This window comes from Streptomyces sp. NPDC021019 (genome assembly GCF_044333295.1).
In the GTDB taxonomy this organism is placed as follows: domain Bacteria; phylum Actinomycetota; class Actinomycetes; order Streptomycetales; family Streptomycetaceae; genus Streptomyces.
Genome location: NZ_JBIRQR010000003.1, coordinates 75,998 through 92,371, shown reverse-complemented (window position 1 = coordinate 92,371; position 16,374 = coordinate 75,998). Strand labels below are relative to the sequence as shown.

The 16,374-nt window shown below is 74.4% G+C and carries 12 protein-coding genes; 5 read left to right on the top strand and 7 right to left on the bottom strand.

Annotated features, from left to right (window positions below):
• Window positions 1–106 precede the first annotated feature (106 nt).
• Window positions 107–2,284, bottom strand: coding sequence for an alkaline phosphatase family protein (locus ACH4RG_RS17925; protein ID WP_397917330.1), 2,178 nt, complete (start codon window positions 2,282–2,284; stop codon window positions 107–109).
• Window positions 2,285–2,577: 293 nt separating this feature from the next.
• Between ACH4RG_RS17925 and ACH4RG_RS17920 the strand changes: the two genes are divergently transcribed.
• Both ACH4RG_RS17920 and ACH4RG_RS17915 read left to right on the top strand, forming a co-directional pair.
• Window positions 2,578–3,354: an MBL fold metallo-hydrolase gene (locus ACH4RG_RS17920; protein WP_397917329.1), complete on the top strand. Its 777-nt coding sequence runs from the start codon at window positions 2,578–2,580 to the stop codon at window positions 3,352–3,354.
• Entirely contained in the window at window positions 3,351–3,989 is a 639-nt protein-coding gene (locus ACH4RG_RS17915) for a DedA family protein (RefSeq protein WP_397917327.1), read from the top strand. Before ACH4RG_RS17920 ends, ACH4RG_RS17915 begins: the two co-directional genes overlap by 4 nt.
• A gap of 74 nt (window positions 3,990–4,063) precedes the next feature.
• Here ACH4RG_RS17915 and ACH4RG_RS17910 read toward each other — a convergent pair whose 3' ends face one another.
• Window positions 4,064–5,296 carry an aminotransferase class I/II-fold pyridoxal phosphate-dependent enzyme gene (locus ACH4RG_RS17910; protein WP_397927004.1) on the bottom strand — a complete coding sequence of 411 codons (1,233 nt, stop codon included), beginning with the start codon at window positions 5,294–5,296 and terminating at the stop codon, window positions 4,064–4,066.
• A gap of 433 nt (window positions 5,297–5,729) precedes the next feature.
• Here ACH4RG_RS17910 and ACH4RG_RS17905 point away from each other — a divergent pair, with 433 nt between their 5' ends.
• From ACH4RG_RS17905 to ACH4RG_RS17895, 3 genes are all read left to right on the top strand, one after another.
• Window positions 5,730–7,250, top strand: a complete 1,521-nt coding sequence (locus ACH4RG_RS17905; RefSeq protein ID WP_397917325.1) for a bifunctional phosphatase PAP2/diacylglycerol kinase family protein — start codon at window positions 5,730–5,732, stop codon at window positions 7,248–7,250.
• A 165-nt stretch (window positions 7,251–7,415) separates the two neighbouring features.
• Window positions 7,416–8,225: a methyltransferase domain-containing protein gene (locus ACH4RG_RS17900; RefSeq protein WP_397917324.1), complete on the top strand. Its 810-nt coding sequence runs from the start codon at window positions 7,416–7,418 to the stop codon at window positions 8,223–8,225.
• A gap of 125 nt (window positions 8,226–8,350) precedes the next feature.
• Window positions 8,351–8,704 (top strand): VOC family protein, encoded by a 354-nt coding sequence (locus ACH4RG_RS17895; protein ID WP_397917323.1) that lies wholly within the window; start codon window positions 8,351–8,353, stop codon window positions 8,702–8,704.
• Between the two features lie 21 nt (window positions 8,705–8,725).
• Here the strand turns inward: ACH4RG_RS17895 and ACH4RG_RS17890 are convergent, their stop codons facing one another.
• From ACH4RG_RS17890 to ACH4RG_RS17870, 5 genes are all read right to left on the bottom strand, one after another.
• Window positions 8,726–10,711 carry a DUF5107 domain-containing protein gene (locus ACH4RG_RS17890; RefSeq protein ID WP_398539802.1) on the bottom strand — a complete coding sequence of 662 codons (1,986 nt, stop codon included), beginning with the start codon at window positions 10,709–10,711 and terminating at the stop codon, window positions 8,726–8,728.
• Window positions 10,712–11,007: 296 nt separating this feature from the next.
• Entirely contained in the window at window positions 11,008–11,247 is a 240-nt protein-coding gene (locus tag ACH4RG_RS17885; protein WP_397917321.1) for a LapA family protein, read from the bottom strand.
• 138 nt (window positions 11,248–11,385) lie between these two features.
• Window positions 11,386–13,143 (bottom strand): CocE/NonD family hydrolase, encoded by a 1,758-nt coding sequence (locus ACH4RG_RS17880; protein ID WP_397918094.1) that lies wholly within the window; start codon window positions 13,141–13,143, stop codon window positions 11,386–11,388.
• A 219-nt stretch (window positions 13,144–13,362) separates the two neighbouring features.
• On the bottom strand, window positions 13,363–14,298 hold the full coding sequence (locus tag ACH4RG_RS17875) for an LD-carboxypeptidase (protein ID WP_397927000.1): 936 nt from the start codon (window positions 14,296–14,298) through the stop codon (window positions 13,363–13,365).
• A 23-nt stretch (window positions 14,299–14,321) separates the two neighbouring features.
• On the bottom strand, window positions 14,322–16,337 hold the full coding sequence (locus ACH4RG_RS17870; protein WP_397917319.1) for a S9 family peptidase: 2,016 nt from the start codon (window positions 16,335–16,337) through the stop codon (window positions 14,322–14,324).
• Window positions 16,338–16,374 lie beyond the last annotated feature (37 nt).

The window sequence follows — 16,374 nt, the reverse complement described above, 5'->3', positions numbered from 1 at the left end:
GGCGGCAGGCGGCCTGATCCGGCGGCGGTCGGCTTGTCGGAGAGCGCATCGAGCAATGAGCGACTCCCCCGCCGAAGAAGCGGCCTGTCGGAGGACGGTCCGCCGGTCAGGCCGTCGTACCCGGCGCTTCCTGCACCGGGGCATCGCCCGGGAACGGCTCGTCCGCCCGGCCCGCCCCGCCGAAGCCCTCGGCCCGCACCGGTACCTGGGGCCCGGAGAACTCCTGGAGCCAGCGGGTCAGCACCCGGTGCACCGCCTCCGCGCCCACCAGCCCGCCGCCCGGCGGCGCGGGTGCGCCCTCCGCGGTCTCGGCGGCCACGATGTCGAGCGGGTCCGTCAGCGCGCGCGGCCAGAGCAGGAACGGCCGGGACTGTTCGCCGCCGAGGCCGCCGTGCGAACCGATCTGCTCCTCGAAGGCGTGCACGGTCCCGGTGGCGGGGTCGTACATGGAGTTGACCATCACGTCGGCGACGTGCGGAAAGGTGTCGGTGCGCCGTACGGCGGCGGCCGCCCCCACGCCGAAGACCGCGAGCGGCCCCTCACCGTCGGTCAGTTCGGCGACGGGTACTTCGGCCCCGCCGGGCCCGAGCACCACGGAGCCGTGTTCCCCGGTGCGGACGAGGAGGAACCCGATCCCCGGATGGTTGGCGAGCGTCGAGAGCAGCGCCGGGTGGCGGCGCTCGATCTGTTCGCGGGAGGCGCGGCCCTCGATGTCGGGGAAGGAGATCAGCCCGAGGTTGCCGGAGGCCAGCACGATCGGGTCGGAGAGCTTGGCCGGGTGCTCGGCCTCCTGCCCCTCGACGGGACGGTGCAGGGCGATCCGCACCGCGTCGCGGGCCTCGGAGGCGCTGCGGGTGCGCTGGGCCCGGCGGGACACGGGCAGCCCGCAGCCCGCCCGGACGAGGTCCTTGAGCGTGAGCCCGTACTTCCCGGCGAACGTCTCCCCGGGGCTCTGGCCGTGGTCGGAGAGAAGCACGATCCGGTAGGCGCGCGGGGTGTGGTCGGCGATCTTGGCGATCAGCGCCAGGGACCGGTCGAGGCGTACGAGGACCTTCTCCGCGTCGCGGCTGTGGGGCCCCGAGTGGTGGGCGACCTCGTCGTAGGCGACGAGGTCGGCGTAGACGGCGGTGCGTCCGGCGAACATGTCGCCGAGTACGGCGGCGACGACCACGTCGCGCTCCACGACGGTCGCGAACGCGCGGATGAAGGGGTAGAACCCGCCGCGCTTGATCCGCGGTGCGACCTTCAGTGCGCGGGCCCGGGTCGACTGGCCGATCTCGCGGAGGACCTCGGCGACGAAGGACAGGGCCGTACGGGTGGCGTTGGCCGGGTCGGAGAAGTAGGCGAAGTATCCGGCGCGGGAGCGGCGGCCCTTGCCGCGCCGGGCGGCCATCGAGAGGACCAGGGCGAGCTGTCCGGCTCCGCCGCTGAAGAGGTTGCCCCGGCTCGCGCCGTCGACGGTGAGCAGACCGCCGTCGCGGGTGCGCTCGATGGCCCGGCGTTGCATTTCGAGGGCGCTCGCGGGACGGCTGGAGACCATGACGGTGCGGGTCTCCTTCTCGTACCAGCGGAACGCGGGCACGTCGTGGTTGCTGCCGTGCAGGATGGCGAGCTGGCTGGCGCCGGTCTGGCTGGACCAGTCGGTGCGCCAGGGGGTGAGCCGGTGTCCGGACGGGTCGTCGAGCCAGCCGGCGACGGTCGGCATGAGCCCGTCGGCCGCGGCCTTCACCAGAACGTCGTGGCCGACACCGTCGAGCTGGAGGAAGACCGTGCCGGGCGGTCCGTCGCGGCCCGGTTCCGGCGGGCCCGGGGAGCGGCCGCGCCGGCGCCGCCGGTCGGCGAGCCGGGACAGCCGTCGGCGGTAGGCCTCGTCGTCACGGACGGCGAGTGCGGTGGAGGTGGCGGAGGCGACGGCTGACATCACGGCGGCGACGACGACCGCCGTCTCCGGGTTGGCGTCGCCGCGCCCGTCCGGGATGAGGCGCAGAGCTATCAGCAGCAGCGAGCCGTTGAGGAAGAAGACCAGGGCGCCCAGGACGAGCGCGGGCACGATGAGCAGGGCCCGCACGAGGACGGGCCAGACCAGGGCCGACAGGAGGCCGAAGGCGCCCGCGCCCCAGGCGGCGGTGAAGGCCGTCCTGGTGATGGTGTCGCCGTCGTCGGCCTCCAGCTGGAAGTCGGGCAGGGCTCCGGCCAGCACGAGCATGGTGAGGGTGGACACCGCCCAGACCGCGACCACCCGCATCAGGGCTCTGCCCGCCGTACGCCACTTCCCGTCACCCACGCCGGTCCACCTCTTGCCCTCCGCTCCGGGCCCCGGTCGTCCGAAGCCCGACCTTCAGCTTTTCACAGCGCCGGGGCCGGCCAGCGGCTTCGGTGGGAGCCTCCGAGGGCCGTCGGGACGGCACGGGGGGCGCATAGGCTCGTACCGGCAGCGCGGGCGGGTACGGCCGCGCCGCGCCGCACCGGAGTCAGGGATTCACGGACCACCGACCGCGGAGCACACGGATCACTGATCACTGATCGCTGATCACTGATCACTGATCACGAGGATCGAACGAGGAGGCCGAGGCGCCGGTGGAGATCACCTGGTGGGGTCATGCCACCTGCACGATCGAGGACTCGGGGGTGCGGGTGCTGACCGACCCCCTGTTCGTACGGCGCTTCGCGCATCTGCGCCGCCGCCGGGGCGAGGTACCGCCACCGCAGGCCGCGGTCGCCGAGGTGGTGCTGGTCTCCCATCTGCACTCCGACCATCTCCATCTGCCGTCACTGGCCCGGCTGGCTCCCGGCAGCCGACTGGTCGTGCCGAGCGGCGCGATCGCGGCCGTGCCGGGTCTGCGGGCGCTGCGGCGGATGCGACAGCTGCACGTCACCGAGGTGGGACCGGGCGAGACGGTACGCGTCGGCGACGTGCGGGTGCGGGCGGTCCCCGCTCTGCACGACGGGCGGCGGCTGCCGCTCGGGCCGCACCGAGCGCCGGCGCTCGGCTATGTGGTCGAAGGCGAGGCCCGGACCTACTTCGCCGGGGACACCGGGCTCTTCGACGGGATGGCGGAGGCGGTGGGACCGGTGGACGTGGCACTGCTGCCGGTGGGCGGTTGGGGCCCCTTCCTGGGGCACAGCCATCTGGACCCGGCCCGCGCCGCCGAGGCGCTGACTCGTCTGGCGCCGACGTCAGCGGTGCCGGTGCACTACGGCACGTACTGGCCGATCGGTCTGGACGGGGTGCGCCCGCACGAGTTCCACGCGCCGGGCGACGAGTTCGTACGGCACGCGGCGAAGCGTGCGCCCGAGGTGACGGTGCATCTGCTGGGACACGGCGAAAGCGTCAGAACGGAGGCCGGTCCGTGATCCAGGAGATCCAGCAGGTGGTGCGGGAACTGCCCACCGAGTCGACCCAGCAGGCGGTCGGCTATCCGACGCTGTTCGCCCTGGTGGCGCTGGGGTCCTTGGTGCCCGTGGTGCCGACGGGGGCGCTGGTGAGTTCGGCGGCGGTGGTGGCCTTCCACCAGACGTCGCCGCTCACCCTGCTCTTCGTGTTCCTGACGGCGTCGACCGCCGCGTTCCTCGGGGACGTCTGCCTGTACTGGCTGGGGCAGCGCGGGGTCCGGTCGCGGAACGGCTCGAAGTGGCTGGGGGCGATCACCCGCCGGGCCGCGCCGGAGCGGCTGGCCCAGGCGCAGGAGAAGCTGGCGGAGCACGGCGGGGCGGTGCTGGTGCTGTCCCGTCTGGTGCCGGCCGGGCGGATCCCGGTGATGCTGGCGTGCCTGCTGGGCAGGATGCCGTTGCGGCGGTTCGCCCGGGGCGATGTTCCGGCCTGCCTCGCCTGGGCGGCGACGTACCAGTTGATCGGCATCCTGGGCGGTTCGCTGTTCCCGGAGCCGTGGCAGGGGGTGGTCGCGGCGGTCGCCCTGACGTTGCTGATCAGCGGGGCCCCGGCGGTGTGGCGCAGGCTGCGGTCGCGGTTCGGCCCCGAGCCGTCGTAGGCCGTCCTGTCGTCGAGGTCCCGTCGCCGGCCTTCGGCGACGGGACCTCGACGGACGACAGGGCCCGGCCGCGCTCAGCGCAGCGCGCCGAACACCGCCGCGAAGCTGTCCAGCGCCCGGGCCACATGCGCGAGCTCCAGGGGCTCGGCCGCGGTGAGGGACTCCGTCTGCTGCTCCGGCGTGGCGCCGAGCAGCGGTCCGGTACCCAGGCGTACGCGCAGGGCCCCCAGCTCGTCCCCGAAGCGGTGTCCGCCGGGGGCCGGTGCACCGAGCCGTTCGGTGAGGTACTCCTCCAGCTCCACGGAGTCCGTGATGCCCACGCCCGCCAGCCGCGGGCGCAGCGGCCCGAGGTCGGCGTAGAGGTGACGGCCCGCCTGCGGGGGGCGGGCCAGCGCGCCGGAGCCGAGGACCGCACGGTGGGCGGCGGCGGCGACCTCGGCCTGGAGCGCCGCGGCGCTCCGGATCCGCTCGCGCACGGACTCCGGCTCCCCCAGGGCGTGGGCGGCCGCGTGGGCGACCGGAGTCGCGACGAGGGCGCCGAGCGCGGTGAGGATGTCCAGGGCGCGGGCGTGCCGGACGGCGGCCCGGGCGGTGTCCGGGAAACGGGCGACGGCGACCGGCCAGGCGGCCGGCATGAGGGCTCCGGACAGGTCGGTGATCACCGTGACGTCGTCCGGGCACATCTCGGCGGGGCTGAGCAGGACGGTGTCGCGGGGCCGGTGCACGGTGTCGCGCCAGGTCTCGTCGCTGATGATGTGCAGCCCTTCGCCGACCGCCGCCTCGCACGCCTCGTGGACCAGCTCGGGCGGGGCGACGGTGGCCGTGGGGTCGTCCACGAAGGAGAGCAGCAGCAGTTTCGGCCGGCCGCCCTCCGCACGGACCCGGCGGACGGTCTCCAGCAGGGCGTACGGGTCGGGCACGCCGCCGCATTCGGCCGGGGTCGGCACGTGGTAGGCGGGACGGCCCAGCAGGCGGGCCTGCGGCATCCAGGCGGCCGGGCAGGGGCGCGGCATGAGGACGTCACCGCCGTGGGCGCCGATCAGGGACAGGAGGAGCGGCTGGGCGCCGGGGGCGGCGGCGATGCCGCCCGCCGTGCCGTGCAGCCCGCGCCGGTCCCAGTAGCCGCGGGCCGCCTCGCGCAGCCGGGCCCCTCCGCCGGGGGGTTCCGGGCGGGTCAGGGTGGAGGCGGCGGCGAGGACGGCGGCCAGTTCCGGGAGGACCGGGAGGCCGGGGTCGGGGGCGGGCGGCCCGTAGCGGACGGGGCCGTGGTCCTCGTGCGCGGGTGCGTGGTCCTCGGTTCCGTGCATCCGGCCCTCCTCCGCCGCTCTTCGCTTCGCTTCCTCGCTCCGCCTCCGCGGAGTTTCCGACGTCTCCGCCGCGCCTCCGGAACATCGGGGCCGGCTCCGGGGCCGGCTCCGATCCGGGCCGGGGTTCCGGGGCTCGGGGTCCCGGTCCCGATCCGAGTGCTCCGGTCGCGTTCTCCGGGTCGACGGTCCTCGCCTTCCCCGGTCGACGCCCCTCTGGCTTCTTTGTCGACTTTATGCCGACAGCCCCCGGCTCGTTATGTCGACCCGGCCCCCGGCCTCTTTATACGGAGGTTCCGGGCGGCCCGCCCGCCCAGTCGCGCGACCGCTCCGGGGGCCGTCGCCGCGTGGACCGTTCCGCCGGTCGGTGGCGGCGTGGCGAGGGCCTCAGCGCGCCTGCTGGTTCGGCGTGGCCCGGCCGGGTATGCGCTGATTCATGTCCTCCCCGAGAACCTCACCCGCCACTGTCAACACCACCGCTCCCGCCGTCGCCCGGTTGCGCGGCTGGCTGCAGGAGCGGGACCTGGCCGTCTTCCGGAGCGTCGCGGACCGGCACTGGCCGGGCGCCGATCCGCTGCTGCCGAAGCTGAGCCTGAGCGCCAACCACGGGCTGCTCTGGTTCGGGGCCGCGGCCGGGATCGCTGCCCTCGGCAGCAGTGCGCGCTCACGCCGGGCCGCGCTGCGCGGGGTGGCGTCCCTCGCCGTGGCCTCGGTGGCGATCAACACGGTCGGCAAGGGCGCGGTGCGCCGCGAGCGGCCGATAGCGGACCTGGTGCCGGTGGTGCGGCGGCTCAAGCGGCAGCCGATCACCACCTCCTTCCCCTCGGGCCACGCGGCGTCGGCGGCGGCCTTCGCCACCGGGGTGGCCCTGGAGTCCAAGGGCTGGGGCGCGGTCGTGGCCCCGGTCGCGCTCGCCGTGGCCGCCTCCCGCGTCTACACCGGGGTGCACTATCCGAGCGATGTGGTGGCGGGTGCGGCGCTCGGCGTAGGGGCCGCGTTCGCGCTGCGCGGGGTCGTGCCCACCCGGGGCCAGCTGCCCGCCCCCGGCCGTCCGCCGGGCGAGGCCCCGGCGCTGCCCGCCGGGAAGGACCTCGTCGTGGTGGTGAACCAGGAGTCGGGCACGGCCACCGCGACCGCGTCGCTGGTGCGCGAGGCGCTGCCGGCCGCGGAGGTGGTGGAGGTGCCTCCCGCGGAGTTGTCGGCCGCGCTCGAGAAGGCGGCGGGCCGGGGCCGGGCACTGGGTGTCTGCGGAGGTGACGGCACGGTGAATCTGGCGGCCTCGGTGGCGGCGACGCACGGGTTGCCCCTGGCCGTCTTCCCCGGCGGCACGCTGAACCACTTCGCCTACGACCTGGGCATAGAGACCGTCCACGACACCGCCGCCGCCCTCACCGCGGGCGACGCCATCCGGGCCGACCTCGGCCGCTTCCGGCCGGGGCCCAGGGGTGCGGACGGTGCGGACGGGTATTTTCTCAACGCCTTCTCGCTGGGCGTCTATCCGGAACTGGTGCGGACCCGGGAGCACTGGTCGCCGCGGATCGGCGGCTGGCCGGCCGGCGTGCTCGCGGCGTTCCACGTGCTGCGCGGCCGGCGCCCACTGGAGGCCGAACTCCAGGGACGCAGGCGACCGTTGTGGCTGCTCTTCGTCGGCAACGGACTCTTCCAGCGGGTGGGCCCCGCACCGGGGCGCCGCCACAACCTGGCGGACGGGCTGCTGGACGTCCGGGTGGTGCACGGCGGCCGGACGCCCGCGTTGCGTCTGCTGGCCGCGGCGGTGGCGGGACCGCTGACCCGCTCCCCCGCCCATGCCGCCGTGCGGCGGCGCCGGGTGCGGATCGGCGGCCTCACGCCGGGGACTCCGTACGCGTACGACGGTGAAGTGGCCCACTCCGGAACGGAGCTGACGATCGACAAGCTGCCGGAGGCGCTGACCGTCTACTGCCCGATGCCGGTCTGACCACCCACGCCCTCCCCCGGGCGGGACCAGGCCGACCCCTCGGGCACCTCTCACCATCTGCCCACATGGCAAGACGCCCATCTCATCATGCGACATGACGGCGTACGGTGGTTCCTGTCGCCGCGCCCGTCGGCGCGGAGTTTTTTCGGGAGAGGAAGCAACGCCATGCCGAAGGAGACCGCCGTGTACACGCACGGCCACCACGAGTCGGTCCTGCGCTCGCACCGCTGGCGGACCGCCGCCAACTCGGCGGCGTACCTCCTCGACGAACTCCGCCCCGGACTGGCCGTGCTGGACGTCGGCTGCGGCCCCGGGACCATCACGGCCGATCTGGCCGCACTGGTCGCCCCGGGCCGGGTAACCGCGGTGGACACAGCCGAGGACATCCTCGGCCAGGCCGCCGCGGTGGCAGCCGAACGAGGCCTGGACAACGTCGGGTTCGCGGTTGCCGACGTCCACGCCCTGGACTTCCCCGACGACTCGTTCGACGTGGTCCACGCCCATCAGGTGCTCCAGCACGTGGGCGACCCCGTCCAGGCGCTGCGCGAGATGCGGCGCGTCTGCCGGCCCGGCGGGCTGGTCGCGGCGCGGGACAGCGACTACGCGGCCATGACCTGGTATCCGGAGGCCCCCGGTCTGGGCGAGTGGCTGGAGGTGTACGGCCGGGTGGCCCGCGGCAACGGCGGCGAGCCCGACGCCGGCCGCAGGCTCCTCTCCTGGGCCCGGCGGGCCGGGTTCACCGACATCACCCCCACGGCGGCCGCCTGGTGCTTCGCCACCCCGGAGAGCCGCGCCTGGTGGAGCGGCCTGTGGGCGGACCGTACGACGGACTCGGTCTACGCCGAGCTGGCGGTGCGGGGCGGGCACGCGAGCGCCGAGCAGCTCACGGCCATCGCCGGGGCGTGGCGTTCCTGGGGCGAGGAGGGCGACGGCTGGTTCATGGTCCCGCACGGCGAGGTGCTCTGCCGGGCGTGAGGTGAAGAGGGGCGTCGTGGGGTGAGGGGGTACCGGGTGGAGTGAGGAGGGACGGTGAGGAGGAGGGGGCCCGGCCCGCCCGGAACCGATCACGCCGGCGGCGGCCGCCAACTACCCTCGTATGCATGGAGATCCTCGGAACCACGCTGCGTATCTGCGTCGACGACCTGGAGGCCTCGGTGGCCTTCTACGAGGGGCTGACGGGCACGTCGGCCCTGCGCTTCGAGCGCGGTGGGGTGTCGGTGGCCGCGATCGGCTGCTTCTTGTTGATGAGCGGGCCCGAGTCGGAGCTGGAGGTGCTGCGCAAGGTGGGCGCGACCATCGCCGTCAAGGACGTCGACGAGGCCAACGCGGCGCTGACCCGGGCGGGCGCGCGGGTCATCGCGGGACCTGTGCCGACCCCGGCGGGCCGCAACCTCATCGCGCTGCACCCGGACGGCTCGGTCTTCGAGTACGTGGACCGCAACGTCGCCGTCTGACCGGCCGCCCGGGGCGCGTCGTCACTCCTGGGGCGGGCGCATGCGGAAGTCGTAGGCGTCCGGCAGCGGTTCGTCGCTGACGGACGCCCACAGCTCGCCGAGGATTCCGGCCCCTTCGCGCAGGTCGGCGACCTCGAATCCGGCGTCGAAGATCTCCCGGGCCGCCCCGGTGTCGCCCTCGGCGACCAGGATCCGGGCGAGGAGCAGCCGGAAGCGCCCGCGCTCGCGGATCTCTCCCGGCAGCCCGGCCAGCAGCGCGCGGGCCTTCCCGGGCCGGGCGGCCGACAGGTGCGCCTCGACGGTCTCGCGGGCCAGGGCGACGAGGAGGGCCGTGCCCTCCGCCGACGCCGTGAGGTCCTCCGCTCCGGGGGCCCCGAGGTCCGCGAAGGCCTCGGCGTACAGCTCGGCGGCGTGGTCCGGCCTGCCGCTCTCCTCGGCGGCGACGGCGAGGCAGCGCAGCAGCGGCCAGCGCGGCACGGGGCCGCGCTCCAGGCCGCGTTCCCAGCTGCGGACGGCCTGGGCCCGGTCGTCCGCGTGCCACTGCGCGATGCCGAGATGGTATTCGGTGTGCGGGTCGGCGTCGGCGGTCTCCAGCATGTCGCGCCAGGGCGGCGCGACCGGTGTCGGTCCGGGTATGCCGTTCGGGGCCGCCTTCGGCAGGGTGCCGTGCTCCAGCAGCTCCCGCCAGGGGGCCTGCTGGGCGCCGATGGCGGAGGAGGGGAACGGGGTGCCGGGCAGCCGGTGGCCGCCCCGCAGCACCTCCAGCGCGCCCCAGCCGGAGCCGGTGGCGAGCACCTCGCCCGGTTCGGCGTCGGCGTGCGGCAGCCAGGCCGCGTACGCCTCGTCCACCGCGCCGCGCGGGAGAGCTTCCTCCAGCCGTGCGGCGGCCTCTTCGGTGGCCGCGGCCCAGTCCCGGCCGTGCACGGCGGCCGGGTCGGCGGAGAGCGGACCGTAGGACTCCAGCCAGCTGAACGCGGCGCCCGCCTCCAGCGGGACGTGCTCCAGCTGGGTGCGGGACAGCCCGGCCTGGATCTCCGCGTAGCCGCCGCCCCCGGGCCCGTTCAGCCACTCCTGCCAGCGGCGGCCGCCCCTCCCGTGCCCCCAGCGGAACAGTTTGCGGCCGCGCAGCAGGCCGGTGGAGGTCTGGGCGAGCCCGTGACCGTCCTCGTCGAGCGCGGCGATCCAGCGCCGATCGCCGTCGGGCAGCTCGTAGAAGTGGTCGGCGGGGTACTCGGAGCGCAGCGGATAGGTGTGGTCGAGGCCGCCCGACTCCGGGACGCCGACCCGGGTGAGTGCGTGGTCGTAGCCGAAGTGCCAGGCCTCGTCGGCCGGGGCCAGTACGCGGGTGCCCGGGGTCTCCGGGACGGCGGTGTTGGACCACCAGTAGACCGGTGCGGGCTGTTCGTGCGGGTTGCGTATCCGCACGCCGACGTGGAGGAAGTCGGAGTCGTCGGGGAGCCAGAGGTCCACCTGGAAGGGCAGGTCGCGCAGTCGCTCCCATTCCCAGAGCCGGACCATCGTGGAGCCGTCCGGGGCGGGCACCAGCGCGGCGTGGAGCGGTGCGCAGGACAGGGTCGTGTGGCCGGTGGCGCCGATGTTCCACTCGATCCCGCCGGAGAACCAGGCCCCGTTGAGGGCGAAGGCGGCGGGCTGGAGGACCGGGTTGCGGTGGAGCAGTTCGCGACCGGTGGGCTTGTGGTGCAGGGAGTGGATCCGGCCGCCGAGTCCGGGCAGCACGGTGACGCGCAGCCTGGCGTTCTCGATGACGACGGCGTCGATGTCGGTGGGGGTGCGCTCACGCCCGTAGCCGTCGAGCAGCCGGGTGGGCAGTACGGTGCGCAGCGGCCGGTGGCCCAGTTGCCGGGCCATGTCGCGGGGCAGGCCCGCCCGTTCCCGGGGGTCGAGCACGGGTGGCGGGGCGGGCGTCCGCAGCGGCGGGAGCGGGTTCTCCGGCCCGATCGGCGCTGCGGGCAGGTTCAGTACGGCACGTCGTACGGTCGTGGCCAAGGCACCCTCGTTCCCTCGCGGCGGGCCGCCGCAGGTCCGGGCGCCCCCGGTGACCATGGAACACGCAGGTGGCCGCAGGGGCCAGAGGCCCGTCGGCCGGATTATCGCGGGCTCGGGCCCGCCCCGGGGCCCCGCACGGCCGGGGCCGGGTCGTCAGGCGACAGGCGACAGGCGACAGGCGACAGGCGACAGGCGACAGGCGACACGATCGTGCGGATGGGGCCCGTCCTCGCCGCGATGGCCCGGGGCCGTCAGGAAATGTCACCGTGCGGGAGGAAAGCGATGTGCAGTTGCTGTCACTTGCCCTTCCGGCGGAAGAGGTAGCCGCCGCAGCCGAGGCCGATCAGGAACATGGCCAGCAGCGCGAACCACAGGGGCATCGTCACCTCGGGGATCAGCACCCGGATGGTGACATCGTTCGTGTTCACGCAGATGAACACGATGACGAGCACGACCACCACGGCGACCACGACGCGCCCCGGGGTGAGCCACCCGGTGCCGCGCGCGCTGCCGCTCGATACGTCCTTGGGGCTCATGTTCCGGCCCTTCCGCTCGCTTCTCGCCGTCCGGCCCGCCCGTCGTGCACGCGACCGCCCCCGGGGTCCCAGCATGTCGGGCTGCCGGGTTCGGGGGGCGGTGCTGTACGGCCGTTCGGGTGAACGGGGTGACGGGCGTCAGCCGGCCGGGACGACCGGGAGTTCCAGTACGCCGGTGTCCTCGGGGGCGTGGACGACGGTGACGGGCTTGACGCCCCGGTTGCCGAAGTAGGCGGTGTCGCTGGCGGCGATCACGAACTCCAGGCGGTGCCCCTTCTCGTACCGGTGGACGATGCCGGGCAGCTCCACCGTGAAGGGCCGGGTGACGTCGGGGACCCGGACCGGCGAGACGAGCCGGTTCACCAGCGTACGGCTGCCGTCGGGGGCGACGTCGTAGACCTTGGCGAACAGGACGAGCTTGTCGGAGGCGTCACCGCTGTTCTGGACCCGTTCCGCCTTCGGCGAGAGAACCTTCAGGGTGGCCCGTGGCGAGCCGACGACGTCGAGGGGCTCGGTGAGGGGCTCGCCGCGCCACCCGAGGTAGGTGCCCCTGGTGTCGTACGGCTCGGGGTCGGGCAGTCCGATCAGCGGGGCGATGGAGCTCTCGGAGTGGCTCGTCGGTACGAGCCAGTTGGTGTACTGACGGCTGCCGCGCGCCACCTCGGAGCGGTTGTCGACGAGTTTTCCGTCGCCGGAGAGGTACAGGGACCGGGAGAGGGCGGGGACGTCGGCGGCGGAGCCGTAGCCGCTCCGCCAGTCGCGGTAGTAGGAGAAGGCGGGCCCGGTGTCGGTGTCCGTCTTCCGGTGGAGGTAGCGGTCGAACCAGGCCAGTACCCGTCGGCCGACGTGGCTGGTCTCCAGGTTGCCCCGGCTCAGGTCGAGTTCGCCGGGAACCTGGCCGCCGCTGTGTCCCCAGGACTGCCAGATCATCTTGGTCTCGGTGCCCTGCGCCTTGAGCGTCCGGTAGGTGGCGGTGGCCTCGTTGAGGTTGAAGAGGCTGTCGGCCTGACCCTGGACGACGAGCGTGGGGGCCTTGACCCGGTCGAGGTACGAGACGGGCGAGACGCCGCGCGCGTAGGCGAGCATCTCCTGGGTGCGGCCGGCGGGGTAGCGGCCGGAGTTGAGCAGCCGGATGGTCTCGCAGGCGCGGGTGGCGAAGTGCAGGCAGTCCAGCCGGTTGACGCGGGAGGGGTCCAGGCTCGGGTTGAGGAGCGGCTGGCCCTCGCCGATCAGGTAGAAGCCGTTGGTCCACTGCCACTTGAAGACGCCGGGGGTGTCGGAGGTGACGCCGGTGCGCGCCCCGGTGTTGTTGGGGGCCAGTGCGTAGCCGAGGTCGTTCCAGGTGATCAGCGGGACGAGGGCGTCGACCCGGGGGTCGACAGCGGCGGTCGCCAGCTGGATCGCGCCGCCGTAGGAGCCGCCGATCATGCCGACCCGCGGGTCGCCGTCGGCGTCCCTGGTGACGAAGTCGGCCTCGGTTCCGTCGTCGGCCGCGCGGACTCCCCCGAGGAAGTCGAGGAGTTCGCTCGCGGCCTTTCCGTCGATGGCGGGGTCGTCGAGGGTGATCAGGCAGCCGGACCCGCCGAAGCCGAGGCCCGAGTAGACGAGCCCGACGTAGCCGCGCTCGGCGAAGGCCTTGCCGATGGCGTCGGTGGAGCCGTCGGACTTGCTGCCGCCGAAGCCGTTGGTGGCGAGGACCGCGGGGGCGGGGCTGTCCGCGTCGGCCCCGGCGGGCCGGTAGAGGTCGGCGTCCACCGTGCAGGTGCGGTCGCCCGCCTCGACGGTGAACTCCAGCGGGGTGACGGTGTACGGGCCGGCCTCGGCGCGGGCCGGGCCGGCGAGGACGAGGGGGGCGACGAGGGCCGCCCCGGCGACCGCCACGAGCCGGCCGCGCACTCCGGAAACAGCACCTGACACGAAGACCTCCACACCGAGGACTGCTTACCGACCGGTAAGTACTGGGTCGCGCTCATGCTGTGACACAGCTCGTCACCGTGTCAACGTGTCGGTCAGCGGTTCTTGACGGGTGTTCACGTTCCGCGGAAGGACGCACACATCCTCGCGCCCGCGCGGACAGCGGCGCGGGCGCGAACAGCCGCGGAGGAACCGAGGGGCTCAGCGCAGGGCGGGGGTCTCGACGGTCAGCGTGCAACGGCCGCCGCCCGCCGGTGCGTCGAGCACCGCGGGAACACCCAGGGGTATCGTCAGCGCGGTGGGACCGTGCCCAAAGCCCAGCTCCTCGACCACGGGTATGCCCAGCGGGCCGAGCCGGTCGGCAAGGACGGCGCGGATCTTCTCGTACGGGCCGCACTCCTGCCAGGAACCGCAGGCCACCCCGGCGACTCCGTCCAGGGCCCCGGACCGGAGGAGCCGGGTGAGGATGCCGTCCAGCCGGTAGGGCTCCTCCCCGGTGTCCTCGATCACCAGCAGTCCGCCGCGGGAGTGGACCCGGCCGCCCGGGGCGCCGGCTCCCGCGGCGAGCAGGCTGACGCAGCCGCCGTACAGGACGCCCCGCGCCCGGCCGGGGACCAGGGCCCCGGCCGACTCCAGGCCGAGGGTGGCGACGGTCTCCGGGGCGAAGAGCGTGGCGCGCAGGTGCTCACGGGTCGCCGCGTCCCCGAGGAACGTCTCGGTGGCGACCATCGGCCCGTGCAGGGTGGCGAACCCGGCCCGCAGGGCGAGCGCCTCGTGCAGCACCGTGATGTCGCTGTAGCCGACGAACGCCTTGGGCCCGGCGGCCCGGACCGCCGACCAGTCGACCAGGTCGACCATCCGGTGGGCGCCGTAGCCGCCCCGGGCGCACAGCACGGCCTCCACGGACGGGTCGCACCACGCCTGCTGAAGGTCCTCCGCGCGGCCCGCGTCCGGCCCGGCGAGGTAGTCCAACTCCGCGTGTGCCGTGAGGACATGGGCACCGACGACGGGTTCGAGGCCCCAGTCGCGGAGGACGGCCAGGCCCTCCTCCAGCCGGTCGGCGGGGACGGGGCCGCTGGGGGCGACGACGGCGACCCGGGAGCCGCGGCGCAGCCGGGGCGGCCGGGCGAGGGGCATGGCCGGACCTCGGTCCGCGCGGGTCACGTGGTCAGCTCCAGGGGCGGCACGTCGGGACGACCGATACCGAACGTCTGCGTGTAGAGGGAGAGTTCGGCTTCCAGTGCGCGGACCAGGGTCTCCACGCGCCGGAAGCCGTGGCTCTCCCCCTCGAAGGCGATGTAGGCGTGGGCGACGCCCCGGCCGGCGAGGGCGGCGAGGAATCGCTCGCACTGGGCGGGCGGGCAGATCACGTCGTCCAGGCCTTGGAGCAACAGGAAGGGGGTGTTCAGCCGGTCGGCGCGGTGGAGCGGTGAGCGCTCCCGGTAGCGCTCGGGCACCTCGGCGAACGGGCCGACCAGGGACTCCAGGTACTGCGACTCGAAGTCGTGGGTCCCGTCCGTGGCCCACCCTTCGAGATCCAGGATCGGGTAGAGGATCGTCCCGCAGGCGTAGAGGTCCGTGCTGGTCAGCGATGCGGCGGTGGTCCAGCCACCCGCGCTGCCGCCCCGGATGGCGAGCTTCTCCGGGTCGGCGGCGCCCTCCTCGACGAGGGCCGAGGCGACGGCCGCGCAGTCGGCCACGTCGACCACGCCCCACTGGCCGCGCAGGAGTTCCCGGTAGCCGCGGCCGTAGCCGGTGGAGCCGCCGTAGTTGACCTCGGCAACGCCGATGCCGCGCGACGTGAAGTAGGCGATCTCCAGGTCGAGGACGAGCGGGGCGTGGCCGGTGGGCCCGCCGTGCGCCCAGACGACGTACGGGGGTTTCTCGCCCTCGGGTCCGGTGCGGCCGGGACTGTGCGGCGGGTAGATGTGGGCGTGGATCTCGCGGCCGTCGGGGCCGGTGAAGGTGCGGTCCTCGGGCACCGGGTAGTACGCCGGGTCGACCATGTCGTGGTGGGGTGCGCCGATGACGCGGGTGTGTCCGGTCGCGGTGTCCAGCTCGACGACCTCGGGCCCGCTGCGGGGGCTCGCCGCGACGCCGACGACCCGGCTGCCGTGGACGGCGAGCGTGTCGGCCCAGGAGGTCCAGGGGCCCGGTACATCGGCGAGTTCACCGGTCTCCGGGTCGAGGATGCCGAGCCGCATGTCGCCCCTGCCGTGCAGGACGGCGATCAGCCCGTTGTCCAGCGGATGGAACCAGCGCAGCCCGATCTTCCAGAGCGGACCGCCGAACTCCTCGCCCCGGGGCGGCAGGAGGCGGCTGCTGGGGACCGCGCCGCCGGGAGGCGCGTCGGGGCGGATGCGCTGGAGCTCCCACCAGTCGGCGAGGTCGGAGACGAACAGGAGGCTGCCGTCGCGGTCCCACTCCACCTGGCAGACCGATTCGTCGAGGTCGCCGACGAGAGGCCGTACGCCGGTGAACCCGCCCGTGTCGTCGATGTCCGCCAGCATGACCACCGTGCCGTCCCACGGCATCCGGGGGTGGTCCCAGGCGATCCAGGCCGCCCGCCGCCCGTCGTGGGAGACCTTGGGGCCGGTGACGAACCGGTGTCGGTCGTCGGAGAGTTCACGGACCGCCGCCCGGTCGCCGGCCGCCGAGCCGTCGAGCGGTACGGCGGCGACGACGCGCCGTACGTCGGTGGGCGCGGGCCCGGTGAACTCCTCCAGCACGCACCAGACCTCGCCCGCCGCCCCGTGTTCCGGTCGGACCTGCGGGTCCACCCAGCGCAGCCCGCCGCCGACGTCCGAGACGGGGGTGAGCGGCCACGGCCCGCCGGGCCCGTCGGGGGCGTAGGCGTACAGCCGCTGGTCGGTGAAGTGGACGAACACCACGAGGAGTTCGCCGTTCTCGCGCACGGTGCCCGCCCAGGGCTGTCCGCCGTACTCGATCACCCGGCTGCGGGCGTTCCAGGGGGCGGGCAGCACGGGGGCGGTGGTGCCGTCGGCGCGGCGGCGCATCAGTGCGCGCCGGCCGTCCTCGGCGGGGCGCGGCTCGGTCCACCACACCTCGTCCCCCACGGTGCCGAGGTGGTCGGGGCGGCCGTCGTGCGAGGCGGCGAGTGCCGCGTCGACCGGCGACGGCCAGGTTCCGTACGGGGCTGCTGTCACGGTGTTCACGTAGGTCGGTCCCCCCGGGGCGCGGATCGGGTCGGCA